Source organism: Streptomyces sp. Y2F8-2 (genome assembly GCF_014905555.1).
Classification (GTDB): Bacteria; Actinomycetota; Actinomycetes; order Streptomycetales; family Streptomycetaceae; genus Streptomyces; species Streptomyces cynarae.
Window position 1 is genome coordinate 461,920 of sequence record NZ_BNGS01000007.1, and the last position, 23,781, is coordinate 485,700.

Consider the following 23,781-nt stretch of genomic DNA (forward strand, 5'->3'; position numbering starts at 1 on the left):
GTCCGTGCCGCTGCTACAGCACCCTTTCGAGGAATGCCTGGGTTCGTTTCTCGCGGGGGTTGGCCAGGACTTCGCGTGCGTCGCCGCGTTCGACCGCGATGCCGCCGTCCATGAACAGCACTTCGTCGGCGACCTCGCGGGCGAAGCCCATCTCGTGGGTGACGAGGAGCATGGTCATGCCGTTGCCGGCGAGGTCGCGCATGACGGCGAGTACTTCGCCCACGCGTTCGGGGTCCAGTGCGCTGGTGGGTTCGTCGAACAGCATGATGGTGGGTTCCATCGCCAGTGCGCGGGCGATGGCCACGCGTTGCTGCTGGCCGCCGGAGAGCTGGGCGGGGTACTTGTGGCCGCACCCCTCCAGGCCGACCTTGGCCAGCAGTTCTCGCGCCTGCTCCCGGGAGGTGGCGCGGTCCTTCTTCTTCACCAGCACCGGTCCGGACATGACGTTGCTCTCGGCGGTCATGTTGGGGAACAGGTTGAACTGCTGGAACACCATGCCGATCCGGGCGCGCTGCTCGGCCAGCCGCTTGGGGGGCAGGGCGTGGTAGGCGTGGTCCTTCTCGACGTAGCCGAAGTCCTCCCCGTTGACCTTCAGGACTCCGCGGTCGATGGTCTCCAGCCCGTTGATACACCGCAGCAGTGTCGACTTGCCCGATCCGCTGGGTCCGATGATGCAGGAGATCTCCCCGGCCGCCACGGTCAGGTCGATGTCGTGCAGGACCTGGTGACGTCCGTAGCTCTTGCACAGCTTGCGTGCGACGATCGTTCCGTCGGCGTTCACAGCAGTGACTCCCTCGTCATGGGAACGGGCTGGCCGGCCCCCGGCTCGGCCGAGGTGGCGGCCGGGGTCAGCCGTGCCCGGGTCGAGCGGGAGAAACGGCGCTCGATCATGGACTGCGGCACGCTCAGTACCAGCGTCATGATCAGGTACCAGAGGCTGGCCACGATCAGCAGCGGAATCGTCTGGTAGGTGCGGGCGTAGATCGCCTGTGCGCTCTGCAGCAGGTCGGCGACGCCGAGCACGCTCACCAGCGAGGTCTCCTTGAGCATGCCGATCACCTGGTTGCCGGTGGCCGGAATGATCGCCGGCATGGTCTGCGGGATGATCACATGGCGGAGCTTGGTGAAGGCCGACATGCCCAGGGACTCGGCGGCCTCGTGCTGTCCGCGGCTGACGGAGGCGAACCCCGCCTCGGATGATCTCCGACATGTAGGCGGCCTGGTTCAGCGTCAGGCCCACGACGGCCGCGGTCATCGGCGTCATGATCGCGTTCACGTTCACCGGCGTGGAGATACCGGTGAAGGGGATGCCGATGGAGAGGTGCGGGTACAGCGCCGCGATGTTGAACCAGAAGATCAACTGCACGAGCACCGGGGTGCCGCGGAAGAAGGTGATGTAGAGCTGGGCGAGCCCGGAGACGGGCCGCTGGTGCGACATGCGCATCACCGCCAGCACCAGCCCCAGCAGTGTGCCCAGGGCCATGCTGGCCACCGTGAGAAGGAGCGTGGTCAGCAGGCCGTTGAGGATCGTCTGGGTGGTGAAGTAGCTGAACACCACCGGCCAGCGATAGTTCTCGTTCGTCACCGCGGTCCACACCAGAGCGGCGACGATCGCGATCGCGACCACCCAGGCGACATAGTCACGCGGACGCTTCGGCGTGATCCGCTTCTTTTCTTCGGCCGGCAGTTGGGGCACCGGTCGGCTCCTGATCGTCGTCTCGATCACATCCATCGGAACCTCAGTCCTGCGGGACGGCCATGGCCGCGGTCTTGATCCCGAGGGTGTGGAAACCCCAGCGGCCCAGCGCCTCGGCGTACTTGGGGCTGTCGATGATCGACTGGATGGCAGCCTGCACCGCGGGCGTGAGCGGCGAGTCCTTCTTCAGCGCCACGGTCACGGTCTTGGTGGCCACCAGGGGCTGCAGGACGTCGAACGTCCTGGGCTGCTGGCTGGCCGCCCACTGAAGCCCGGTGAAGTCGTACATCACCGCGTCGATCCGCTTGGAGACCAGCTGAGTCAGAGCGTCGTTCACGCTGGGCAGGGTCACCGCTGCGATGGCCGGCTTGCCCTTGCTCGTACAGTCCTGCCTGGACAGCTGCGGCAGCCACTGCAGCTCCGCGGTACTGCCGGACTGGACACCGACACGATGTCCGCACAGCGTGTGGGTGCCCAGCTTCTGCGGATTCCCGTAAGGGACGGACACCCCGGTCCCGGCCTTGAAGTAGTCGACCATGTCGAGCACCTTCAGCCGGTCCTTGGTCGCCCCCATGGTCGAGGCCGTGAAGTCGTACCGGCCGGCCTGCAGTCCGGTGATGATCGTGTCGAACTTGACGTTGTTGATCTGCAGCTTCAGACCGAGCTTGGCGGCGATCAGCCGGGAGAAGTCCGGGTTGAACCCGATCGGCGTCCTGTTGTCCGACGCCATGAACGAGGTCGGCGGGCTGGTCAGATCCATCGCCACCGATATCGTGCCCCTGGCCCTCACCGCCGCCGGCAGCAGCTTCACCGCCTTCGCATCCGGCTGCACACCGATCGAAATGTCATCGGTGTGCTCGGCCGACGACCCGGAACCCGCGCCCTGCGCCGTGCTCTTCGCCCCCACGTTCTGCGCGGTGCCGCCCGACCCGCACGCGGCGAGCGCGAGGGCCAGGGCCGCCGTGACGAACGGGACGCTCAAGTGTCTGCTGACTCGCATGGGATTGCTCCTTACTCAAGGGGAAAGCTCAAGGGGGAAAGCGCGCTGGGAGCCGCTCAGATCCCGGATGGGTGGCTGTTTCGAACTGGCTGGGGCGATCGGGAACCTGCCGGCCTTGCCGTTGCTGGACGAGGCGCGGCTGGTGCCGATGCCGCGGGCGGCGAGGGAGGGAAGGGCGGCGAGGGCAGCCAGGCCGCCTGCTCCGCGCAGAAGCGCTCGCCGGCCGATCTGCGGGCGACGTCCTGAACCCAGGTCTGGGCAGGGGTGGCGCGGATGCGGTCCTCGGCACGGCGCACGGTGGGTGGCGCAGTTCCAGTGCGGCGATCGGGGCATGCTCGACTCGTGGTCGATCGGTGATCCTGCAATCGGCGGTCGCCCGAGGAGAAGGCGAGACGGAGAACAGGTCGTTCAGCCCATTGCTGGTGGTGATGCCCAGCAGGGATGTTCAGAAAGCGGTGTACCCGCCGTCGACGGTCAGGACCGATCCGGTCACGTACGACGACTCCGACGAGGCGAAGAAGAGCACCGCGTCAGCGACCTCTTCGGGGGTGGCGAGGCGTTGGAGCGGGATCTGGCTCTCGCGCTCGCGGCGGTAGCCCTCGGGGTCGGGCCTGCGCTGGAACGCCGCTTCGATGATCGGGGTGGCGGTCAGGCCCGGAGCGACGACGTTGACACGGATGTTGCGGGGGGCCCATTCGATCGCCGCACCCTTGGCGAGCATGATGAGGCCCCCCTTGGCGGCGGAGTACAGGACCTCTCCGGGCTTGCCGACCATGCCGAGCCGGGAACTGACGCAGACGAACGATCCTCCTGCCTCGGGCACCAGCGACGCGAAGTGCTTCATCACCAGGAACGCGCTGAGCAGGTTGCTGTCGAGCACGTTCTTCGCGTCGTCGTAGGCCATCTCGGTGAGCGGGCTGCTGGCCTGCAGGCCGTGGTTGAGGACGACGACGTCGACGGTGCCGAAGGACTCGGCGGCCTGCTTGGCCAGGTGCTCGACGAACGCCTCGTCATTGAGGTCTCCAGGAACATACAGGTCGTCGGGCTCAGCGCTGTCGAGCCGCTCCCTGCGGCCGGTGAGCAGCAGCCGCGCGCCCTCCCGGCGGAAGTGGGAGCTCACCGCCTGCCCGATTCCACTGCTGGCACCGGTCACCAGGGCGGCGACGTTCTTGAGTCTCATGTCAGACATTCCTTTACCGGGGGGAGGTCGGTCGGGCTGCGCTCGACCAGGGGGCGTCTCGGCCCGGGGCCGGTCAGTTGAGGAATCCGCGGGCGTCGACCGGCCAGCGCTGCAGCGACGTGCCCGTGCTGTCGGTGACGATCAGTTCCTCGAAACCGAGGACGACCGGGCATACGTGGTTGGGCACCACCGGTACGACGGTGCCGACGCTGGGGCGGAACTCGCCGTCCGGCAGCGGGAGGAACCCGTGGTACTCGTTGAGCTTGGCCAGGACTGCCTTGGTTCCGGCGATGCCGCCGTAGCCGAGCTCGGGGCTGCCTTCACGGCTGAGGGCTTTGGTGCCCACATCGAGAATGACCTGGTCCGGGACCCAGTCGCTGACCACGGTGCCGGCGACGAACAGCGCGATCTGGTCGTCCGTGCAGGCGCCCAGCCGGGCGTTGTTCAGATCTCCGAAGACGTACTCGCCGGGACGGATCTCGGTGATCACGCTGCTGGCGGAGAACTCGAGGGTGGGAGTGGAGCCGGCGCTGACCACCTCAGCGGTGACCCCGACGTCGGCGAGGCTGCGTACCGCGGTGACAAGCGCGGTCTCCTGGTCCTGCGCGGCACGCCGGCGAGCGTCCCGGCCGGAGCTGCCGTGACCCGGATAGGTGAAGACGCCCACCGGCACCAGACCGCGCTTGCGGGCGGCGATCGCGAGGTCGCCCGCAGCCTCGGGCGGCGCCCCGGAACGACGGGCGCCGCAGTCGACCTCGATCACGACCTGCAGCCGGTCGGGTTCGTTTCCCATCGCGTCGGCGAGGGCCTCGATTGCCGCTGCGTTGTCGACGCCGACCCGCAGCCGGGCGGACTCGGCGAGCCGGCGGATCCGGGGCTTCTTCGTTCCCGCGGGCCAGATCGGGTAGGCGAGGAAGATGTCGTCGAACCCGGCCGCGGCGAAGACCTCGGCCTCACCGACATTGCCCGCGGTGATCCCGGCCGCGCCGGCCTCGATCTGACGCCGCCCGATCTCCACGCACTTGTGCGTCTTGACGTGCGGCCTGACCTTGAGGTTGTGCTGGTTGGCGAAGGCCTGTATGCGGTCGATGTTGCCTTGCATGACATCGACCAGCACGATCGGCGCGGGGGTGTCGATCCGCTCGCCCAGAGCGTCGAGTGCTCGTTGCAACCGGTTCACGCTGCCCTCCCTTGGTTCTGTCTGGTGGTGATCGAGGGTCGCGGGTGCTGACTCCCTCGGATGCCGGACGTGCGCGGCCCGCGACATCGCGCGCGCTCGCGCCACACCGCCGTCGTGTCCGCCCTACAGAGCGGTGCAGACCATCTGGATCTCGACCGGGCTGTTGAGCGGTAGCCCGGCGACACCGATCGCGGTGCGAGCGTTCCGTCCGTTCTCGCCCAACACCTCGATGAGCAGTTCACTGGCCGCGTTGGCGACGTTCGACTGCTCACCGAAGTCCGGCGTACTGGCCACGAAGACCAGCATTTGCACGATCCGGACCCGGTCCAGATCTCCCACCGCCTGCACAGCGGCGGCGAGGCAGTTGAGCGCGGCATGGCGCGCGAACTCCCGCGCCGTCTCCAGCCCGACCTCCCGGCCGACGGTGCCCTGCCCCAGCAACTCACCGTCTTTGTAGGGCAGTTGGCCCGAAATGTAGATGTTGGAGCCCACCGTCCGGTGGTGCACGTAGTACGGGTTACTACGGATATCGGGAAGGTCCAGCCCCAAGGCCCGGAGCCGATCGGAAGCCGCACCGGTGTTCACCATGGAAGTCACGGGCCGGCTCACTGCGCCACCGCCGCGGACGGCACGGGGCGCGACCCCTCGCAGCGGGCCACGAGAACCCGCTTCGTACGAATCTTGATCATGTGTACTCGGTCCTCCGCTCGAGTAAACAGTGGAGGCGAAACGCCGCATGATGACTTGAAACAAACATCTATTGTCGTTTGTCGACCATATGGCTTGTCGTTTGTCGACCATATGGGGGCCGATCGAGCACTGTCAATACAAACTTCAGCCTCGAGCACGGCGTACCTGGCCTACCGCGGGACCGGCCCCGCCAGGCACGAAAGCCGCTGTCAACGGCTTGATCGAGCCTCACCGACGCGTCGCCCACGGCTTCAGGAAACCGTGCCGACCAGCGGTTACGCACTCCTCGTCGGCGGCGGCCGACTTACCCCGAACCTTCAAGCACAACGCGCCGCACCTGGCACCTCGACGAACTCGGCGGCATCGGCGCATTGGCGCGTGGCATCGGCGCATTGGCCTGGTCGCGGTGCACTGGCCTGGTTGCGGTGCGCGATCGAGTCCGTCGGTGTGTGCGAGGCCTCGGTGCGTGCGGGGGCCACTGACCGGAGGGAGCCCGACCGATCGTGGCAAGAATGGGAGGCACCCGGGACTCCGCGCAGCCGCACCATCCGGGTTCGCGAAGATCCAGGTGCTGGCACTGGTGGAGTGCGGGACCCATGCATGGGTGGTCGCGGTGCGCCAGCGAGCAGAAACCCGCCGGCCGTCTGCTGGGGGCTCTGTCGGCGGGCACGCTGCTGCCGGCAGACCGGGAGTTCTTCGGGTTCCCGCCGTGACTCGAAGCCACCGCGACGGGCGCCGACCTGCTGTGGCAGGTCAACAGCGCCGCGGTGCTGCCGGTGCGCTCAATCCTGGAAGACGTCCCTTACCTCGCCCACTGGCCCCGCAGCGTAAACGCCCGTCGCCCCTTACCCGTCGCACCGTGCGGCGACCGGCAGCCCCACCCGAGATCCACTACAAGCTCACGTTGAAACAATGCGGGCTCCTCGGCTTCCCGTCATGGGTCTGCAACGTCACGGTGGCGAGCGGGCTTGGAGACTTCACGCACGCGGCATGGCCTCATGCATGCCGGGGCGTGCGTTCCCCCTGGTCTCCCGTCTGGCCCCGCAGTCCCATGGGGAAATGAGCAGCCAGTTCCTGGCGGAACGCGTCGGTGTCGCCTTCCAGGGCAACCGCAGCCAACCTCTCGTGCTCGACGACCAATTGATGTGGGTCGTCGCTGTAAGTGCGGTGATCGACGCTGAGGTGGAGGCGCAGCTTGGTCTCCCAGCCATTCCAAAGACTCTGCAGGACGCCGTGCTCCGAGAGGTCGTAGAAGAGCCTGTGGAAGCGAAGGTGCGCGTCGATGCCGGCGGGGATGTCGTCCTTCTCAATTGCCCGGCGGAGATCCTCGACGGTTTGCAGCAACCGCGGCCGCTCAGGACCGCGTAGTGCTTCGGCCGACAGCTCGGCGGCGTACGGCTCGACACGTAGCCGGACCGAGTCGATCTCGGCGACCTCACGAGCGCTCACCTCTACGACGAACGCCCCACGGTAGGGGATCTTTACGACGAGCCCTTCCTCCTCCAGCTTGGTCAGCGCCTCGCGCAGCGGGGAACGGCTGATCCCGAGATCCGCGGCGATGTGCGCCTCGCGCAGCTGGCCACCTGGAGGTACGGTCCCGTCGAGGATGGCGGCACGCAGTGTGCGATAGACGCCGTCCGGCGTCGTCGTCCGCTGCTCCAGCCATTCGAATTTGTGATCCACCCGTCACGCTCCCTTGGCCCCTGCGACCATTTGTCGTTTGTCGACTATACTCCTGATCTTTCATCGACACCTCAAGTCGGCTGTCTGCCGACTGCCCCCGCCCTCACAGCCGTGCCTCCTTCCGGATCACGGGCCGCGGTGACAGGTGAGCGTCGGCCGGGCCCAGCCCGGGGATCACACCGCCACCGGCGCCCTGCTGACCGGGCCCGTGCGAGGTGGAGGTCCCCGCCGGTTCGAAGGAACGCCGGCTGCCCATTGAACTCGTTGACAGTCACGCTCAGTATGGTCGACAATCGACTATCACTGGTCGACAATCGTCCAGAGCGGCTCACGCCGCTCGACTGAAGCACTAGGAGGACTCGTGGGATTCGACGTCAGGCCCAAGTTCGTGACGTTCGACATGAACGGAACGCTGAGCAAGTTCAGCATCAACGACGCGATCCGGGAGGTCCTGGGCGACCGACTGCCGGACGAGGTCGCCGATGACTACCTGCAGATCTGCAAGGCGTACCGGATCGACGAGTGCACAGGCGCGTACCAGCCGTTCCACCAGGTCGTCGCTCATTCCATGGAACGCGCCTCGCACAGGGTCGGTCTGAAGTACCGCGAGGACGACGCGCGAGCGGTGTACGAGACCATCCCCACCTGGGGCCCGCACCCCGGTGTCACCGAGGCATTGAACCGCCTGGCTGAGGAAGTCCCGCTCGTCATCATCACGAACAGCGACACCGCGCACGCCGTGCGCCTGGCGGAGAACCTCAAGGCCCCGTTCGAAGTCGTCATCAGCGCCGAGGAGATGGGCGTCTACAAGCCACGACTCCGAGCGTTCGAGTACACGTTCGACAAGCTCGGCGTGACACCCGACGAGCTCGTGCACGTCTCCGCGAGCCCGATGTATGACCTGCGATCCGCGGCCACCCTGGGCATCAAGAACAAGGTGTACGTCGACCGCGGCTTCGAACACGACGAGTACTGGCTCGGCTACGAGCGCATCACCGACATCGCCGACCTCCCGGTCCTCTTCGGCCTCCCGCGCCCCTGACGCCTGAGCGGAGAACTGAGGACTGGAGCTACCCGTCCTCGCCGGCAACGCGTACTTCGTGCACCACCGGGCGGTGGTCTCAGGCATCCACATCTCGGGCCGACTGCCTGTCAGGGACGGTGAGCTGCTGGGTCAGGGCGTTGTCGGCCGGGACGTCGACACTGGAGACCGCGAAGGTGCTCGCGCGCCATGCCGCGCTCAACTGCCTCGCCGCCGCTGTGCAGGCGGTGGGCGATCCGGACCGGGTCCGGATCGTGCCGATGCTGGTCTTCGTGGCCGGCACGCCGGTCTTCGCTCTGCAGTCGCAGGTCGCCAACGCGGCCACGAACTGCTCATCGAGGTGCTGGGCGAGAACGGAAGGCACACCCACACCGCGATCGGTGTCGCCGGGCTACCCCTCAACACCCCTGTCGGGATCCCGATGATCCGCACTGCGGTGTAGCGGCGAACCAGTCATGAGGAGTTCATCTGTGAACCGGCTCCAACAGGCACTCGACACCCTCGTCGTGCGAATGACATCCGGCGCCGATCGTGCTGGCCGACGTGATGCAGGACAACATCGACCGTACGCAGGGCTTCGCCGCACCGCCCTCTTCCTCGCCTCGTCGGAGTCCTCGTACCTCACCGGGGCATCCCTCCCCGTCGACGGCGGCTGCACCGCCTTCCAGCACTGGCCCACACGGTTCCCAGAGACAGTAGAAGGACACGTATGAACGCCCTTGGGGCACTACCCCGAAACGGAGAGCTCGGCTTCTGGATGGCCGGACTGGCCGACAACAGGCCGTCATTCCCCCGCTTCACCGGCCAGGACTCGGTCGACGTGGCCATTGTCGGCGGCGGCTACACCGGCCTCTGGGCGGCGTACTTCGCCAAGAAGCTCGAACCGTCGCTCTCGGTCGCCGTCTTCGAGGCCGAACAGGTGGGCTACGGCGCATCAGGACGCAACGGTGGCTGGCTCTCGGCGATGCCCCCAGGGAACCGTGCCACCTTCGCCCGCGCCGGGGGAGGGCTGGAAGCCAGCCGGGCACTGCAGCAGGAATTCGTCGCCGGCGTCGACGCGGTCCTGGACATCCTCCGGGCCGAGGGCATCGATGCCGATCAGCACAAGGGCGGCGCTCTCGTCGCCGCCCACACGCAGGCGGGGCTGGGCCGGCTTGTCGCCAGGCGTGATGCCGACCTGAAGTACGGGCTGACCGAGGACGAAATCCAGATGCTCGACCGGGACGAGTTCCGGAGCCGGATCAACATCTCCACCGTCCACGGCGGGCTCTTCTACAAGCACTGCGCGCGGCTCCACCCCGCGAAACTCGTCTACGGCCTTGCCGACACTCTGACCTCCATGGGGGTCAGGATCTTCGAGGGCAGCCGAGTGGACAGTGTCGAGGGCAAGATGCTCACCTTGGCCAACGGACGTGTCACCGCGGCGAAGACGTTCATCTGCACCGAAGGCTATTCCGGACAGCTGCTTGGCAGCCGGACCCTGATCCCTGTCAATTCCTCGTTGATCGTGACCAAGCCCCTGTCGGAGGAGGCATGGCAGCAGATCGGCTGGGACGGGCTGCAGTGCCTCAGCGACTCCGCGCACACGTTCATCTACGCCCAGCGGACGTCGGACGGCCGTATCGCCATGGGGGGCCGCGGTGTCCCCTACCGCTTCGGGTCCGGCACAGGGGGAGCCGGTGCGACCGCCCAGTCCACCATCGACCTGATCTCGCACAAGCTCAGTTCCTTCTTCCCGGGGATCCCCTTCGAGGTGGACCACGCCTGGTCGGGAGTCCTGGGCGTCACGCGTGACTGGAACGGCGGCGTGCACTGGGACCCGGTATCCGGGGTCGGATCGTCCACCGGCTACGCGGGACACGGCGTCACGTCGGCCTACGTCGGCGGCAGGACTCTAGTGGAGCTCGCCTTCGAGAAGGAGACCGAACGGACCACCCTTCCCTGGGTCGGCTACCGGGCACGGAAGTGGGAACCGGAACCCATCCGCTGGCTGGGCGTACACGCCATGTACCGGCTCTTCGGTATTGCCGACCAGTGGGAAGAGCGCAGGCGTTCCAGCAAGACCTCACTCCTGGCCAGATTCGGCAGCAGACTCGCCGGACTTCACGAGTAAAGGAAAGGCAACTGGTCTCATGGACGCAAAACTCGCAGTCCTCGGCTTGGGCAGCATCGGAAGCATGGCCCTGTGGCAGGCGTCCCGGCTGTCCGACTCGGTTGTGGGCTTCGAGGCGGCCACCCCCGCCCACGGCCGCAGTGCCGTGGGCGGGGACACCCGCCTGTTCCGCATGGTCTACTTCGGGAAGCCCGACTACTACCCCATTCTTGAACGCTCCCGCAGCCTCTGGGCCGAACTCGAAGCGGAAACCGGGCAGGACATCCTCATACCTACCGGGGGGCTGTCGATCGGGACGGCGAACGGCAGCTTCATCAACAACCTCCTCGAGACAGCGCGCATCACCGGAGCCGAGCGCCACGTCCTCAGCCGGGAGGAGTTGGCGGAACGCCACCCCCAGCACAACCTCCGCCCCGACGACTGCGCCATCTATGACCCCCGCGCCGGCGTTCTGCGCACCGACCGCGCCGTCAGCGCTGCCGTCGCGGCGGCCCAGGCCAACGGCGCCACCGTCCTTCAGAACACACCCGTGGACAGCATCACCGAAACCGACCACGGCGTGGTCGTCGCCTCGGGCGACAGAACCTGGACGTTCGAGAAGGTCATCGTCGCCTCGGGCGGCTGGTCCCGAAGGCTCATGCCCGACCACCTCAAGGCCGTCACAGAAACCCAACGGATCGTCCTGACCTGGTTCATCGCCCAGGACGCCACGCAGTTCTCGCCGGAGAACTTCCCCGCCTTCAGCCGGTGGTACGAGGATCGCTCCCTGTACGGCGCACCCGCCGTCGACGGCGTGACGGTCAAGGCATCAGTGGACGGACCGCTGTCCGGGCGCGCAAGGGCAACCCCCGACCCGGACTCCGTGTCCAGAGAACTCACCCGGGAAGAAATCGAGAAGGTCACCGAGATCGTCACCGAATTCTTTCCCGGCCTCACCCCCACCATCGTGCGCTCCGACGCCTTCCCCGACCTTTTCACCGAGGACAGGCATCCCCTCCTCGGCTGGCTGGACGAGAACAGCCGGGTCTACTGCGCCACCGGATTCTCCGGAAAAGGCTTCAAAATGGCCACCGGCTATGGCCACATCGCCGCACACGAGGCGCTCGGCAAACAGACCATCGAAGTCCTGGACTTCGTACGTCCGGACCGGTTCAAGACCAGGTAGCCACCCACTCCCGCCGCCTCGGCGCAGTAGCCTCGGTATCGCCCTTCGGCTGTACGTTGTCCGCGGCGAGACGCAGGAGCGGCATGGGTCACGCCCGGCACGGCGAGATCGAGATTGGCCAGGACCTTCTCGGAGTCGGCCAGCGTGGTCGGAGAACAGGCGAGGGTACGGCGTCACGTGCTCTGGCAGTCGGGGCACAGGCCCCAGAACGTCACTGCGGCCTCCTGGACGGCGTACTCCTTCGGCAGCTGAGGGTCCATGCAGGGAGCCGCGCCTACCGCGCATTCCACGTCACGGATGGCACCGCAGCTGCGGCACACGAAGTGGTGGTGATTGTCGTGGTTCTCGGCCTCGTAGCGGGCCGGGTGTCCGGCGATCTGAGTGCACCGGATCAGGCCGGCGTCCGTGAGCGCACGCAGCACGTTGTAGGTGGCCTGCAGGGACAGGCCTCCTGTGACCCGCTGGGCGCGCTCACGCAGGGTGTCGGCATCGAGATGGCCCGCCGAATCGGATACGGCCATCAGTACGGCCATGCGCGGAGCGGTCACCCGCATGCCCGCCTTGCGCAGCCGTGCCGCGGCCAGCTCCATGGGTTCCTCTGCGGCGGTCGCTGTCATTCTGCCTCGTACTCCCTGTCGTCCTCCGGGACCGCCTCGTCACTCTCCGGGGCGGTGTCCGTGGAGAGCTCGAACCACACGGTCTTGCCGACGGGCCCGTACTCAAAGCCCCAACGTGCGGCCAGGGCGCCCACCAGGGTGAGTCCGCGGCCGTGCTCGTCCTCGGAGCCGACGTCGGTCCGGCGCGGAGGCTCCGAAGAGCCGTCGCTGACCAGACAGCGCACAGAGGACACCCGCTCCAGGGTCAGACGCAGCGGACCGGAAGCATGCCGCAGTGCGTTGCACACGAGCTCGCTGACCAGCAGCTCGGCGGTCGGGACGAGGTCACACAGATCCCATTGGAGCAGCACCTCGCGTACGGCGGCCCTCGCCAAGGCGCACGCGGTCGGCGACCAGGGCAGTGCCCACGGCCCACCGGCGAACGACTCCAGGCAGTTCGTGGCCAGAGGTGCCCCTGGCGACAGGGGCGGCGCGGAGTGCTGAGGGGCGGGGACAGCCGCGTCGGCAACCGTTCCCCCCGGGCGGGTGTCTCGAGGAACTGCGCTGTCCATGGCTCCCCCTTCGGGGTGGTACCGAAATATTCCCCATGACGCTACGCCTTTTCTGGAGTCGGTCAAGAGAATGGAGAGCATCATTTTTCATGACCTATCCAATTTGGCCCTGGTCACGAGTTTGCGCCGGCTCGGCTCCGGTCGGCGACTCCCCGGGAACCCGCAGCTCTCCGCCGCCAGGACCCACGCGCCGTGCCCGCCTACGCTGAAGGCAGACCTTGACCTGTCCCCTGGCTGGAAGGGGGCGGCTGCGGTGGCTCCCCTTTCGAAGGCGCGCACGGCGCTTTCCGCGCTGCGCGCAGACCTGGCCGGTGAGGTCTTCGCCCCCGGTGATCCGGGCTACGACGACGCCCGGGCCGTCTTCAACGCGCGGATCGACCGCCGGCCGGCCATGATCGCGCGGTGCGCGGGGCAGGCCGACGTCGTGCGTGCGGTGCGCTTCGCCCGGGACCTGGATCTGAAGATCGCCGTGCGCGGCGGCGGCCACAGTGTCGAGGGCATGGCGGTCAACGACAACGGGGTGGTCGTCGACCTGCGTCGGATGCGCGGGGTCACGGTCCATCCCGGATCCGGCGCGGTGCGGGTCGAGGGCGGCGCCTTGATACGCGACTTGGATCGCGCTACGGAGCCGTACGCCCTCGCGACCACCGGTGGCCGGGTCTCCACCATCGGTGTGGGCGGTTTCGTGCTCGGCGGTGGCAGCGGCTGGCTGGAGCGGGTATTCGGGCTCGCCGTGGACAACCTGCTCGGCGCGGAGCTGGTGACGGCGGACGGCTTCACGGTCCGGGCGAGCGCCGGCGAGCACCCCGAGCTGTTCCGGGCCCTGCACGGCGGCGGCGGGAACTTCGGCGTGGCCACCGCGCTCACGCTCCGGCTGCACGAGCTGCCGGAGTTCTCCCTCGCCGTGGTCGTGTTCCGGCCGGAGAGCGGCCCCGAGGTGGTCCGGCGCTTCCGCGACGTCTTCGCCTGCGGGCCGCCGCAGGCAGGTGGCGCCGTCCTGTTTCGGACCGGGCCGCCCGCACCGTACGTCCCCGGGCATCTGGTCGGCACGCTGCTGTGCACCGCGCTGATCACCTATGCCGGCCCCGAGGACGACCTGCGCGAGCTCGTCCGGCCGCTGCTGACGCTGCCGCACGACTCCGCACTCGTGGCCGCGATGCCGTACGCCGACGTCCAGTGCATGTTCGATGTGCCGCCCGGGCTCCGCCACCACTGGTCGGCCGAGTACCTGACGGGCCTGCCCGACGAGCTGATCGACCTGTTCTGCGCCCGTGCCCGCGCCATGCCCGTCCCCACGGCCTGCCGGCACATGCTGGTCCCGCTCGGCGGGGCGGTGGCCTCCGGGGCCTCCGAGTACCCGGTGCCCTTCCGAGGCGCGCCCTGGGCCGTGGACGCGTTCGGCATCTGGGAGGACACGGCGGACGACGCGCGGGTCTGCCGATGGGTCGAAGCGGCGCGCGCCGACGTCCGGCCCTGGCGCACGGGCGCGGTCTATCTGAACTTCATCGGGGACGAGGGCAGGGACCGGGTGGTGGCCGGCCTCGGCACCGAGAACCTCAACCGGCTGGCGCAGGTCAAGCGGCAGTACGACCCGGACAACGTGTTCCGCTACAACCACAACGTCCCGCCCGCCTGACCGGGACCCGCCGCTGCGCCCGGGGCGTCCGCGCAGGTAGCGTCGCCGCATGGACAGCCGTTTCGACCTCCCGGGCACCGAGGGCGCCGGGATCACGGTGCGGCGGGCGCTGGAGCTGCCCGGGCTGCGCAGCGGACTGCCGGAGGTGCTGGCGGGCGCCGACCGGCTGGGCCGCACGGTGCGCTGGGTGCACGCGGGTGAGGTCCCGAACATCGCCTCGCTGCTCAAGGGCGGTGAGCTGCTGCTGACCACCGGGTACGGGCTCGGCACCCGCCCCGCCGACCAGCGGGCGTTCGTGCGCACGCTGGCCGAGCGCGGTATCGCGGCCCTGGTGGTGGAGCTGGGCACCCGTTTCACCCGGCTGCCCGCCGCCCTGGTGGAGTCGGCGAAGGCCGCCGGGCTGCCGCTGGTGCAGCTGCACCGCGAGGTGCCGTTCGTGACGGTCACCGAGGAGATCCACACGGAGATCGTCAACGGCCACTACGCGCTGCTCCAGCGGGCCGAGGAGGTGCACCGCCGCTGCACCGAGGCGCTGCTCGGCGGGGGCGGGGTGCCGCAGGTCCTGGGCATCCTGGCCGACTTCGGCGGCAATCCGGTGTTTCTGGAGACCGCCGACGGTCAGCTGCTCTACGCCGCCGGGACCGGCCCTGCGGACACGGACCCCTTGCAGGTGTGGGAGGGGCTGCGCGGCCACCACAAGGACGAGCCGCCGGCCGGGACGGCGATCGTGGACGTGCCCGGCGGCGGGCCCGGCGCGGGGTCCGTACGGGCCCGGCTGGTGCTGCTGCCGGTGAGCCGGCCGGTGGCGCCGGTGCACCGGATCGCCGCCGAGCGGGCGGCGAGCAGCCTCGCCGTGGTGCTGATGCAGGCCCGGCAGGAGGAGGAGCTGGCGGCGCGCGGGCGCGGCGACTTCCTCACCGACCTCTCCGAGGGCCGGATCACCGCCGAGGACGCGCCCGCCCAGGCCCGGGTGCTGGGCTTCAAGCCGGGCCGCGGCCCGCTGCTGCCGGTCGTGATGCGCCTCGCGGACGGGCCGACGCCGGGCGGTGGGGGCTGGGCGGTGCTGGCGCGGGCGGTCGCGGAGGAGCTGGCGTCGCTGGGCGTGCCGGTGCTGCTGGGTGTGCGGCCGGTCGAGGGGCGGGTGCCGCTGCTGCTGGGCCTGCGCTCGGAGTCGGAGCGGGCGACGGTCGCCGACCGGGTGGCCGCTGCGCTGCGGGCGGGCGTGGAGCGGGCGGGCATGCAGCGGCCGGGCGCCAGGCCGCCGGTGGTGGTGGTCGGGGTGGCGGGCGGCTGGGCCTCGGCGTCGGCGGGGCTGCGGCACGCGGCGGAGACCGCGACGGCGGCGCAGGGCCTGCCGGAGCTGCCCTGGTACGACGCCCGCCGTCTGGACATCGACCTGCTGCTGTGGCGGCTGCGCGACCATCCGGACCTGGCGGCGTTCGTGGACCGCGCGATCGGCCCGCTGCGGGAGCACGACGACCGTTCGAAGCCGCCGCTGCTGCCGACGCTTCAGACGTATCTCGCGCATGCGGGCCGCAAGGCGGAGACGGCCCGCGAACTGCATCTGAACCGGCAGACGCTCTACAACCGGCTGGCCCGGATCGGGGAGTTGCTGGGCGCGGACCTCGACGACCCCCAGACGGTGCTGACCCTGAGCCTGGCGCTGCGGGCACGTCGGCACGTGCTCTAGGGGTAGGGCCGTACCTGGGTCAACTCGTCGTAGACGCTGAGGACCTGGGCGACCGTCTCGTCCTCGGTGGGCCAGGTCGCGGCCTGCCTCGTGCCCTTCTCCTTCAGCGCCTCGCGGCGTGCCGGGTCGTCGAGGAGGCGTACGACGGCGGCGGCGAGCGCCTCCGCGTCCCCGTACGGGACGAGTTCGGCGGCGTCGCCGACGAGTTCGCGGATGCCGCCGACATCGGTGGCGACCAGCGGCACGCGCGCGTGCAGGGCCTCCTGGGCGAGGACGGACCGCGACTCCCAACTGCTGGGCAGCAGCGCGACGTCGGCGGCGGCGAGCAGCTCCGCCGCGTCCTCGCGCCTCCCCAGCAGCCGCACCGGGAGCCCCTCGTCCTCGATGCGCCGCTGCAGCACCGTGCGCAGCGGCCCCTCCCCCGCGATCACGACCAGCGGCGCCGGGTCGATGCCGCGCCAGGCGCGGGAGGCGTCCAGCAGCACGTCGTGGCCGCGGTGCCGGTCGAGGGCGCCGACGGCCATGAGCAACGGCCGGCCGGTGGCGCCGAGGTCCGCGCGGAGCTTGGGGCGCAGCCGGTCGGGGTCCTCGTGCTCGGTGGGCTTGCGGGGTGCGGGAAGCGCGACGGCGGCGAGCCGGGCATCGCGGGCGCCCCGTCTGCGGGCCCGTTCGACCAGGTCGGACGATGTGCCGAGCACGACGGACGCGGCCCGGGCCACGCGCCGCTCCAGCAGGCGCAGCAGATGGGCGCGGGCGCCCTCGGCGTGCGCCCGGGTGTGCCAGGTGACGACGAGCGGGATGCGGCGTCCGCCGAGGGCGAGCGCGGCGCGCAGGCCCGCGTGCAGCCCGTGCGCGTGCACCAGGTCGGCGTCGCCGCAGGCGATGCGGAGCGCGGCCAGGGAGGCGGGGTCCGTGCTGCGGGGCACGGGCACGTGCTGCGCGCCGGCGCCCGTGAAATCGTAGGTGCGCTCGGACTCGGAAGGGGCGCACACGGTCACACGCACGCCCCTGGCGACCAGGCCCGCCGCCAGTGTGCGCACGTGCGCGCTGCTGCCCGCGCTGCCCCCGCCGAGCACCTGCACGGTGCGCAGCGGCGACCGGCCGTGCGGTGAGGGGCTGCTGGCGAGGCTCACGTGGCCGGGGCTCCTGGTTCGGCGTCGGACGGTCACGAAGAAACGTACAGAAGGATCGCGCGGTGGGCGTGGACCGCGCGAGGTGGACCGCTGTTGACTCAAGGATGCCAGGGCGCGGGGGTGTTGCGGCACCGGCGGGCGCGCCTCACAGGTGTCCGAGCATCGCGCGCCCGGCGGGAATTGTCAGACATACCCTGGGACGGCGGAGCGGGCGCCCCCGGCACGCACCGTGTCACTCACACGGGTGAGGCGGCGGCCGGCGGGAGGGCCACCGGGAGCGGCCCGATCCGCCACGACCTCGCCGCTTCGCTCACCTTGTCCCCGTACACCGCCGCGGCGACGAACGCGACCGCGTGGGCGAGAACTCCGGCCCGCCCGTTGCCCACTACGGCGGCGGCGCCGAGCGCGGCACCCAGGGCGTGCGCCCCGGTGTCGCCGAGCATCGCGCGCTCGCCCAGGTCGTCGGGGAGGGCGGCGGCCGCGGCCCCGATGGCGACGGCGGCCAGTTCCCCGCAGGCGCCCTTACGCAGCAGCCCGGGGGCGGCCAGCGCGAGGACGGACCCGGCGGCGCGCCCGGGCCGTACGTCCACGAGGTTCACGAAGTGCGCGGCTCCGGCGATGACCACACCCGCGAGCACCTTGTCCAGGGGCCGCTCCTTGAGCACGGCCCCCGCGGCGAGGGCGGCGGCCGAGATCCCGAACAGCTTCACGGCGCCACTGGTCACGTCACCGTCCCGCAGGGCCGACAGATGCGCCCGGAACCCCCGCCGCGGGTCGCCCGCGCCCGCGATGTCGTCGTAGACCCCGCAGGCACCGGCGGCCAGCACGGCGAACCCGGCCGCCGGGTGGACCCGCCAGGCCCCGGCCGTGGCCGCCGCGGCCACCGCGGGCCCCGGGTACAGCACGACGGTCCGCCCGGCGTGGTTCGTCCGCTCCCAACGCCACCGCCCGCCCGGTGCCGCGGCACGCAGGGCGGCCGTTGCGGCACGGGTGACGGCCGCGGCGAGCGCGAAGGAAATGGTCCTGCGGGAACGCCCGATCATCATCCCGCCACCCTAAGCGAGCGCACGGCGGAACCGTGTCCTACACGTCCGCCCGTGCCGTGGCCAGCAGTTCCTCCGCGTGGGCGCGGGCGGTCTCCGAGTCCTCCTGGCCCGCCAGCATCCTGGACAGCTCACGGATCCGGTCCTCGCCCTCCAGGACCTTCACCCCGGAGCGGGTGACCGAGCCGTCGTCGGTCTTCTCCACCAGCAGCTGCCGGTCGGCGAACGCCGCCACCTGCGGCAGATGGGTGACGACCACGACCTGCGCGGTCTTCGCGAGCTTCGCGAGCCGGCGCCCGATCTCGACCGCCGCCTTGCCGCCGACGCCCGCGTCGACCTCGTCGAAGAGGTACGTCGGCACGGGGTCGGTGCCCGCGAAGACGACCTCCACGGCGAGCATCACGCGCGACAGCTCACCGCCCGAGGCGCCCTTGGCGATGGGCCGCGGCGGCGCGCCGGGGTGCGGGGCGAGCAACAGTTCGACCTCGTCGACGCCCGACGGCCCGTAGGCGACCGTACGCCCGCCGACCTCGACCCCGTTCGGGTCCTCGGTCTGCCGGATCTCGAACGACACGCGCGCGTGCGGCATGGCGAGCGAGGCCAGCTCCGCGGTGACCGCGGCGGCGAACCGCTCGGCGGCCTCCGCCCGCGCGTCCGTCAACTCCTGTGCCAGGCCGCCCAGTTCGGACCGCAGCGCGTCCCGCTCGGCGGTCAGCTCCTCGATCCGGTCGTCGTCGCCGTCGAGTTCGGTCAGCCGGGCGGCGCTCTGCTCGGCCCAGGCGAGAACGGCATTGATGTCCTCGCCGTACTTCCGGGTCAGCGCGGTGAGTGCGGCCCGCCGCTCCTCCACGGCCGCGAGCCTCAGCGGGTCGGCGTCCAGGTCGTCGGCGTACCCGGCCAGCTCACCGGCCACATCGCCCAGCAGGATGCCGATCTCCCCGATCCGGTCGGCGAGCCCCGCAAGCGCCGGGTCGTGCGACCGCACCGCCTCCAGCGCCCGGTGGGCGCCCGCGACCAGGGTGGACGCGTCGACGCTCTCGGGATCCTCGGGGTTGCCCGCGAGCGCCGTGTGCGCGGCCGTCGCCGCCGACGCCAGCGCCTCGGCGTGCCCGAGCCGCTCGGCCTCCTCGGCCAGCTCCACGTCCTCACCCGGCCGTGGCTCCACGGCCGCGATCTCCTCGAGCCCGAAGCGCAGCATGTCGGCTTCCTGGGCGCGCTCACGGGCACGCGTGGTGATCTCGTCCAGCTCGGCGGAGACCGCGCGCAGCCGCCGGTAGGCCTCCTGGTACTTGGCGAGCGGTACGGCGACGGCGTCCCCGGCGTACCGGTCCAGCGCCTGCCGCTGCCGGGACTGCTTGAGCAGGCCCTGCTGGTCGGTCTGCCCGTGCACGGCGACCAGTTCGTCGGCCAGCTCCGCCAGCACGCCGACGGGCACGGAGCGCCCGCCCAGGTGCGCCCGCGAGCGTCCCTCGGCGGAAACGGTACGGCTGACGATCAGCGCCCCGTCGTCGAGCTCGGCCCCGGCCTCTTCGGCGCGTACGGCGACGGAGGCGTCCTCGGGCAGGGCGATCCGGCCCTCGACGACCGCGTTCTTCGCCCCGATCCGCACGAGCGCGGGGTCGGCGCGCCCGCCGAGCAGCAGCCCGAGACTGGTGACGACCATGGTCTTACCCGCACCCGTCTCACCGGTCACGGCGGTGAAGCCGGGCGACAGCTCGACGACCGCGTCGTCGATGACTCCGAGCGACCGTATCCGCATCTCCTCCAACACGGAGAAGACCTTACGAGGTCCGGCTGGGGAAGTGCGAGCGGCCCGTGTCACTCCCGGGAGGTACACGCGCCCCGAAAGGGGCGCGGGGCTGCGTCCGACACGCGGCTCCGCCGCGACGGGGATCCCCCTGTTCGAGCGAAGCCGAGAACTCGGGGACGGGAGCAACCACGACGGACCGGCACGCGACGGACAACCCGAACCGGTCAGTGAGGTCGGCCTCTCCACCCCGACACCGGAAGCGCGAACTTGGCCACGAGCCGGTCGGTGAACGACGCGTGGTGCAGCCGGGCAAGCCGCACCGGCACAGCCCCCCGCCGCACCTCCACCCGCGCCCCCTGCGGCAGCTCCACCATCCGCCGCCCGTCGCACCACAGCACCCCGTGCGACGTGTCCGGCTGCACCTCCACGGCAAGCACGGAGTCAGGCGAGGTCACCAGCGGCTTGGCGAACAGGGCGTGCGCGCTGATGGGCACCATCAACAGCGCCTCCACCTCCGGCCACACCACGGGCCCGCCCGCGGAGAAGGCGTACGCGGTGGACCCGGTGGGGGTGGCGCACACGATGCCGTCGCAGCCGAACCCCGTCACCGGCCGCCCGTCGATCTCCAGGACGACCTCGAGCAGTTTCTCGGCGGAGACCTTCTGCACGGCCGCCTCGTTCAGCGCCCAGTCGGTGTGCACGATGTCGCCGTTCTTGTGCACGACGACGTCGACCGTCATCCGCTCCTCGACCTCGTACGCCTTCATCACCACCCGGTCGACGACCCGGTCGAGGTCGTCGCGCTCGGCCTCGGCGAGGAAGCCGACCCGGCCGAGATTGACGCCCAGCATCGGCACCCCGGAGGCGCGGGCGAACTCGGCGCCGCGCAGCAGGGTGCCGTCACCGCCGAGCACGATGAGCAGCTCGCACCCGTCGAGGCACTGCGGGGTGGCCTCCTTGACCAGCTGCACATCGTCCGGCAGCGGAAGGTCGGCCGCCTCGTCCTCCAGAGCACGCACACCGATCCCGGAGCGCAGCAGGCCCTTGACCACCAGCTCGGCACTGCGGATGGCGGCGGACCGACCGGTGTGGGCCAGCAGGAAAACAGTACGAGCTCGGTTCGTTGTCAACGCGGCCCCTCCGCCACAGCACGGTCAACGTCGGCCGGGTCCAGCGCGGGTGCTCCGGCTCGCAGCCACAGAAAGTACTCGACATTGCCCGACGGCCCGGGCAGCGGGCTGGCCGTCACCCCCTTCACCCCGAGCCCCAGTTCCGCGGCCCGCTCGGCCACCCCGCGCACGGCCTCGGCGCGCAGCTGCGGGCTGCGGACCACGCCGCCGCTGCCGAGCCGTTCCTTCCCCACCTCGAACTGCGGCTTGACCATCATCACCAGGTCGGCGTCCGGCTTCACGCACCGCACCAGGGCGGGCAGCACCAGTCCGAGCGGGATGAAGGACAGATCCCCCACGACAAGATCCACTGGCTCCCCATCGATCGCTTCGAGCGTCAACTCGCGTACGTTCGTACGGTCCTTGACGGTGACGCGTTCATCACTCCGGAGAGACCAGGCCAGTTGTCCGTATCCGACGTCGACGGCGACGACGTGGGCGGCGCCCGCGCGCAGCAGGACATCGGTGAAGCCGCCGGTGGACGCGCCGGCGTCCAGCGCCCGCCGCCCCTCGACGACCAAGCCCCCGGGGACGAAGACCTTCAGGGCGCCGGCGAGCTTGTGGCCCCCGCGCGAGACATAGTCGGGGTCGCCGTCGTCCTGCGCCACCACGATGGCGGCGGCGGTCTCGACCTGCGTGGCGGGCTTCGTCGCGACGGTCTTGCCGACGGTGACCCGCCCGGCGGCGATCAGCTGGCTGGCGTGCTCGCGCGAGCGCGCGAGCTTCCGGCGGACCAGCTCCGCGTCGAGACGGCGGCGTGCGACTCCTGCCACGTTCGGTTCAGCTCCTGTTCCCGTATGTCATTCACAAGGTACGACCCGAAGGGTCTCATTGAGGGGTGGTGGTCGGGTGCCGGGTGGGAGCCGGAGGTCCCGGGCGGACGTCGAGCGCGGTGAGCGCGTCGCGCAGCCCCCGGTGCACATCCTCGTACACCTCGATGTGCCCGTCCGTGGCGAGGTGGCCGGCGTCGGCGAGACGCTCCAGGGCCGCGTCCACATCGGCGTTGCCGGTGGGGGGCCTGGGCACGTTCAGCGGGGCGGGCGCGGAGGGTTCGTCCTCCCGCTCGGACGCGGAGTCCGCCAGGACGTCCGGCCCCGGTACCGCTGCTTCCGCCGGGGCTCCGGCCTCCGTCACAGAGTCGCTCATGCCACGACGCTACCGCGAAGCGCTGACAGGCTCTGAGGTACCGTCGCTCACGATGGCGACGATTGAGGAGTGCCGCAGCGCACTCGAGAAGTTCTCGGACAACCTGGCGGGCGCCGAAGGGGACGTGCGGGAAGCCGCGGCCCTGAACCGCTCGCTGAGCTGTCATGTCACCGACCTGGACGTCACCTTCGTCGGCCGTCTCGAGGACGGCCGGATCCAGGTGCTGGACACGCTCCAGGGGCCACCACGCGAGAAGGCCCAGATCAGACTCGCCATGACCGGGGACGACCTGGTGGCGATGGTCGACGGGGACCTGCACTTCGCCAAGGCGTGGGGCTCGGGCCGGGTCAAGCTGGAGGCGGGGCTGAGGGACCTGTTCCGCCTCAGGAAGCTTCTTTAGCGGCCGCGGCGGCCGCCTGCGCCCGTGCCCTGCGGGCCGCCGGGACCACCAGCGGCGTTCCCGTCTCCGGGTCCGGGACGACCTGGCAGCGCAGGCCGAAGACCTCCTCCACCAGCTCGGCCGTGACGATGTCGTTCGGGGCGCCCTCGGCGACGACCCTGCCGTCGCGCAGAGCGATGAGGTGGGTGGCGTACCGGGCGGCGTGGTTGAGGTCGTGCAGGACCGCGACCAGGGTGCGCCCCTGCTCCTCGTGCAGTTCGGCGCACAGGTCGAGCACGTCGATCTGGTGCTGGATGTCGAGGTAGGTGGTCGGCTCGTCGAGCAGCAGCAGCGGGGTCTGCTGGGCGAGCGCCATGGCGATCCACACGCGCTGCCGCTGGCCGCCGGAGAGCTCGTCGACGTAGCGGTCGGCCAGTTCGGCGACGCCGGTCCGTGCCATGGACTCCTGTACCACCCGCTCGTCCTCGCCGGACCACTGCCGCAGGAGCCCCTGGTGCGGGTACCGGCCGCGCCCGACCAGGTCCGCGACGGTGATCCCGTCGGGTGCGATGGAGGACTGCGGGAGCAGGCCCAGGGTGCGCGCGACCTTCTTCGCGGGCATCGTCTGGATGACCTGCCCGTCCAGCAGCACCCGCCCCCGCGCGGGCTTGAGCATCCGGGACAGTGCCCGCAGCAGCGTGGACTTGCCGCAGGCGTTCGGCCCGACGATCACGGTGAAGGAGTCGTCGGGGACCTCCACGGACAACCGCTCGGCGATCACGCGCTGGTCGTAGGCGAGGGTGACGTCGTCGGCGCAGAGGCGGTTCACAGTGCTCCTCGTGGTCCTGGTGTCGTTCGTGTCCGGTCCGCCCGCGGCCTTCATGTCCGGCCCTTCCGCCCTGTCCGGCCCTTCCGCGG

Annotated in this window: 23 protein-coding genes and 1 pseudogene; 6 read left to right on the top strand and 18 right to left on the bottom strand. The window is 70.3% G+C overall.

Annotation, left to right across the window (positions count from 1 at the left end):
• Positions 1–13: 13 nt before the first annotated feature.
• From SY2F82_RS25315 to SY2F82_RS25345, 8 genes and pseudogenes are all read right to left on the bottom strand, one after another.
• Positions 14–781 carry an amino acid ABC transporter ATP-binding protein gene (locus SY2F82_RS25315; protein ID WP_200421464.1) on the bottom strand — a complete coding sequence of 256 codons (768 nt, stop codon included), beginning with the start codon at positions 779–781 and terminating at the stop codon, positions 14–16.
• The gene (locus tag SY2F82_RS39085; RefSeq protein WP_374707206.1) at positions 778–1,137 is read right to left on the bottom strand and encodes an ABC transporter permease subunit; all 360 of its coding nucleotides are present in this window, start codon (positions 1,135–1,137) and stop codon (positions 778–780) included. Before SY2F82_RS39085 ends, SY2F82_RS25315 begins: the two co-directional genes overlap by 4 nt.
• 112 nt (positions 1,138–1,249) lie before the next feature.
• Positions 1,250–1,483: pseudogene (locus SY2F82_RS39090) on the bottom strand (ABC transporter permease subunit); the annotation flags it as partial.
• Positions 1,484–1,739: 256 nt separating this feature from the next.
• Positions 1,740–2,696, bottom strand: a complete 957-nt coding sequence (locus SY2F82_RS25325) for an ABC transporter substrate-binding protein (RefSeq protein ID WP_200421465.1) — start codon at positions 2,694–2,696, stop codon at positions 1,740–1,742.
• A 445-nt stretch (positions 2,697–3,141) separates the two neighbouring features.
• Positions 3,142–3,876 carry an SDR family NAD(P)-dependent oxidoreductase gene (locus SY2F82_RS25330; protein WP_200421466.1) on the bottom strand — a complete coding sequence of 245 codons (735 nt, stop codon included), beginning with the start codon at positions 3,874–3,876 and terminating at the stop codon, positions 3,142–3,144.
• A gap of 73 nt (positions 3,877–3,949) precedes the next feature.
• Positions 3,950–5,056: an alanine racemase gene (locus SY2F82_RS25335; RefSeq protein WP_200421467.1), complete on the bottom strand. Its 1,107-nt coding sequence runs from the start codon at positions 5,054–5,056 to the stop codon at positions 3,950–3,952.
• Positions 5,057–5,179: 123 nt separating this feature from the next.
• Positions 5,180–5,644, bottom strand: coding sequence for a RidA family protein (locus tag SY2F82_RS25340; protein WP_200421514.1), 465 nt, complete (start codon positions 5,642–5,644; stop codon positions 5,180–5,182).
• A 1,098-nt stretch (positions 5,645–6,742) separates the two neighbouring features.
• On the bottom strand, positions 6,743–7,429 hold the full coding sequence (locus tag SY2F82_RS25345; RefSeq protein WP_200421468.1) for a GntR family transcriptional regulator: 687 nt from the start codon (positions 7,427–7,429) through the stop codon (positions 6,743–6,745).
• A 361-nt stretch (positions 7,430–7,790) separates the two neighbouring features.
• On the opposite strand from SY2F82_RS25345, the gene SY2F82_RS25350 reads away from it, so the two are divergent.
• Entirely contained in the window at positions 7,791–8,471 is a 681-nt protein-coding gene (locus SY2F82_RS25350) for a haloacid dehalogenase type II (protein ID WP_200421469.1), read from the top strand.
• A gap of 79 nt (positions 8,472–8,550) precedes the next feature.
• On the opposite strand, the gene SY2F82_RS25355 is transcribed toward SY2F82_RS25350, so the two are convergent.
• Entirely contained in the window at positions 8,551–8,835 is a 285-nt protein-coding gene (locus tag SY2F82_RS25355; RefSeq protein WP_200421470.1) for a hypothetical protein, read from the bottom strand.
• Between the two features lie 345 nt (positions 8,836–9,180).
• Here SY2F82_RS25355 and SY2F82_RS25360 point away from each other — a divergent pair, with 345 nt between their 5' ends.
• Positions 9,181–10,584, top strand: coding sequence for an FAD-binding oxidoreductase (locus SY2F82_RS25360; protein ID WP_236041773.1), 1,404 nt, complete (start codon positions 9,181–9,183; stop codon positions 10,582–10,584).
• A gap of 19 nt (positions 10,585–10,603) precedes the next feature.
• Positions 10,604–11,749 (top strand): N-methyl-L-tryptophan oxidase, encoded by a 1,146-nt coding sequence (solA, locus tag SY2F82_RS25365; protein ID WP_200421471.1) that lies wholly within the window; start codon positions 10,604–10,606, stop codon positions 11,747–11,749.
• 173 nt (positions 11,750–11,922) lie between these two features.
• On the opposite strand, the gene SY2F82_RS25370 is transcribed toward solA, so the two are convergent.
• Together SY2F82_RS25370 and SY2F82_RS39945 are read right to left on the bottom strand one after the other, a co-directional pair.
• Positions 11,923–12,366, bottom strand: a complete 444-nt coding sequence (locus SY2F82_RS25370) for a Fur family transcriptional regulator (RefSeq protein ID WP_200421472.1) — start codon at positions 12,364–12,366, stop codon at positions 11,923–11,925.
• Positions 12,363–13,001, bottom strand: a complete 639-nt coding sequence (locus SY2F82_RS39945; RefSeq protein ID WP_374707205.1) for an ATP-binding protein — start codon at positions 12,999–13,001, stop codon at positions 12,363–12,365. The genes SY2F82_RS25370 and SY2F82_RS39945 overlap by 4 nt, the downstream gene beginning before the upstream one ends.
• Before the next feature lie 169 nt (positions 13,002–13,170).
• Between SY2F82_RS39945 and SY2F82_RS25380 the strand changes: the two genes are divergently transcribed.
• Positions 13,171–14,553, top strand: a complete 1,383-nt coding sequence (locus SY2F82_RS25380) for an FAD-binding oxidoreductase (protein WP_200421474.1) — start codon at positions 13,171–13,173, stop codon at positions 14,551–14,553.
• 49 nt (positions 14,554–14,602) lie between these two features.
• On the top strand, positions 14,603–16,243 hold the full coding sequence (locus SY2F82_RS25385) for a PucR family transcriptional regulator (protein ID WP_200421475.1): 1,641 nt from the start codon (positions 14,603–14,605) through the stop codon (positions 16,241–16,243).
• Here SY2F82_RS25385 and SY2F82_RS25390 read toward each other — a convergent pair.
• The 6 genes from SY2F82_RS25390 to SY2F82_RS25415 form a co-directional block, all read right to left on the bottom strand.
• The gene (locus tag SY2F82_RS25390) at positions 16,240–17,376 is read right to left on the bottom strand and encodes a glycosyltransferase family 4 protein (RefSeq protein WP_200421476.1); all 1,137 of its coding nucleotides are present in this window, start codon (positions 17,374–17,376) and stop codon (positions 16,240–16,242) included. The genes SY2F82_RS25385 and SY2F82_RS25390 overlap by 4 nt on opposite strands.
• A 236-nt stretch (positions 17,377–17,612) precedes the next feature.
• Positions 17,613–18,419 carry a hypothetical protein gene (locus SY2F82_RS25395; protein ID WP_200421516.1) on the bottom strand — a complete coding sequence of 269 codons (807 nt, stop codon included), beginning with the start codon at positions 18,417–18,419 and terminating at the stop codon, positions 17,613–17,615.
• Between the two features lie 40 nt (positions 18,420–18,459).
• Complete coding sequence (gene recN / locus SY2F82_RS25400) at positions 18,460–20,190, bottom strand: DNA repair protein RecN (RefSeq protein ID WP_200421477.1); 1,731 nt, start codon at positions 20,188–20,190, stop codon at positions 18,460–18,462.
• A 203-nt stretch (positions 20,191–20,393) separates the two neighbouring features.
• On the bottom strand, positions 20,394–21,299 hold the full coding sequence (locus SY2F82_RS25405) for an NAD kinase (protein ID WP_103844455.1): 906 nt from the start codon (positions 21,297–21,299) through the stop codon (positions 20,394–20,396).
• Positions 21,296–22,111, bottom strand: a complete 816-nt coding sequence (locus tag SY2F82_RS25410; protein WP_200421478.1) for a TlyA family RNA methyltransferase — start codon at positions 22,109–22,111, stop codon at positions 21,296–21,298. The genes SY2F82_RS25405 and SY2F82_RS25410 overlap by 4 nt, the downstream gene beginning before the upstream one ends.
• A gap of 55 nt (positions 22,112–22,166) precedes the next feature.
• Positions 22,167–22,484, bottom strand: a complete 318-nt coding sequence (locus tag SY2F82_RS25415; RefSeq protein ID WP_200421479.1) for a hypothetical protein — start codon at positions 22,482–22,484, stop codon at positions 22,167–22,169.
• A 52-nt stretch (positions 22,485–22,536) separates the two neighbouring features.
• Here SY2F82_RS25415 and SY2F82_RS25420 point away from each other — a divergent pair, with 52 nt between their 5' ends.
• A complete protein-coding gene (locus SY2F82_RS25420; protein ID WP_200421480.1) occupies positions 22,537–22,884 on the top strand; it encodes an SCP2 sterol-binding domain-containing protein in 348 nt (115 codons plus the stop codon).
• On the opposite strand, the gene SY2F82_RS25425 is transcribed toward SY2F82_RS25420, so the two are convergent.
• Positions 22,868–23,746, bottom strand: coding sequence for an ABC transporter ATP-binding protein (locus SY2F82_RS25425; protein WP_200421481.1), 879 nt, complete (start codon positions 23,744–23,746; stop codon positions 22,868–22,870). The genes SY2F82_RS25420 and SY2F82_RS25425 overlap by 17 nt on opposite strands.
• Positions 23,747–23,781: the final 35 nt, after the last annotated feature.

Coding starts and splice junctions, on each gene's coding strand:
- SY2F82_RS25370 (WP_200421472.1), bottom strand. CDS start 12,366: ATGACAGCGACCGCCGCAGAGGAACCCATGGAGCTGGCCGCGGCACGG.
- solA (WP_200421471.1), top strand. CDS start 10,604: ATGGACGCAAAACTCGCAGTCCTCGGCTTGGGCAGCATCGGAAGCATG.
- SY2F82_RS25325 (WP_200421465.1), bottom strand. CDS start 2,696: ATGCGAGTCAGCAGACACTTGAGCGTCCCGTTCGTCACGGCGGCCCTG.
- SY2F82_RS25340 (WP_200421514.1), bottom strand. CDS start 5,644: ATGGTGAACACCGGTGCGGCTTCCGATCGGCTCCGGGCCTTGGGGCTG.
- SY2F82_RS25395 (WP_200421516.1), bottom strand. CDS start 18,419: ATGATCGGGCGTTCCCGCAGGACCATTTCCTTCGCGCTCGCCGCGGCC.
- SY2F82_RS25330 (WP_200421466.1), bottom strand. CDS start 3,876: ATGAGACTCAAGAACGTCGCCGCCCTGGTGACCGGTGCCAGCAGTGGA.
- SY2F82_RS25360 (WP_236041773.1), top strand. CDS start 9,181: ATGAACGCCCTTGGGGCACTACCCCGAAACGGAGAGCTCGGCTTCTGG.
- SY2F82_RS25415 (WP_200421479.1), bottom strand. CDS start 22,484: ATGAGCGACTCTGTGACGGAGGCCGGAGCCCCGGCGGAAGCAGCGGTA.
- SY2F82_RS25420 (WP_200421480.1), top strand. CDS start 22,537: ATGGCGACGATTGAGGAGTGCCGCAGCGCACTCGAGAAGTTCTCGGAC.
- SY2F82_RS25385 (WP_200421475.1), top strand. CDS start 14,603: ATGGACAGCCGTTTCGACCTCCCGGGCACCGAGGGCGCCGGGATCACG.
- SY2F82_RS25425 (WP_200421481.1), bottom strand. CDS start 23,746: ATGAAGGCCGCGGGCGGACCGGACACGAACGACACCAGGACCACGAGG.
- SY2F82_RS39085 (WP_374707206.1), bottom strand. CDS start 1,137: ATGTCGGCCTTCACCAAGCTCCGCCATGTGATCATCCCGCAGACCATG.
- SY2F82_RS39945 (WP_374707205.1), bottom strand. CDS start 13,001: ATGATGCTCTCCATTCTCTTGACCGACTCCAGAAAAGGCGTAGCGTCA.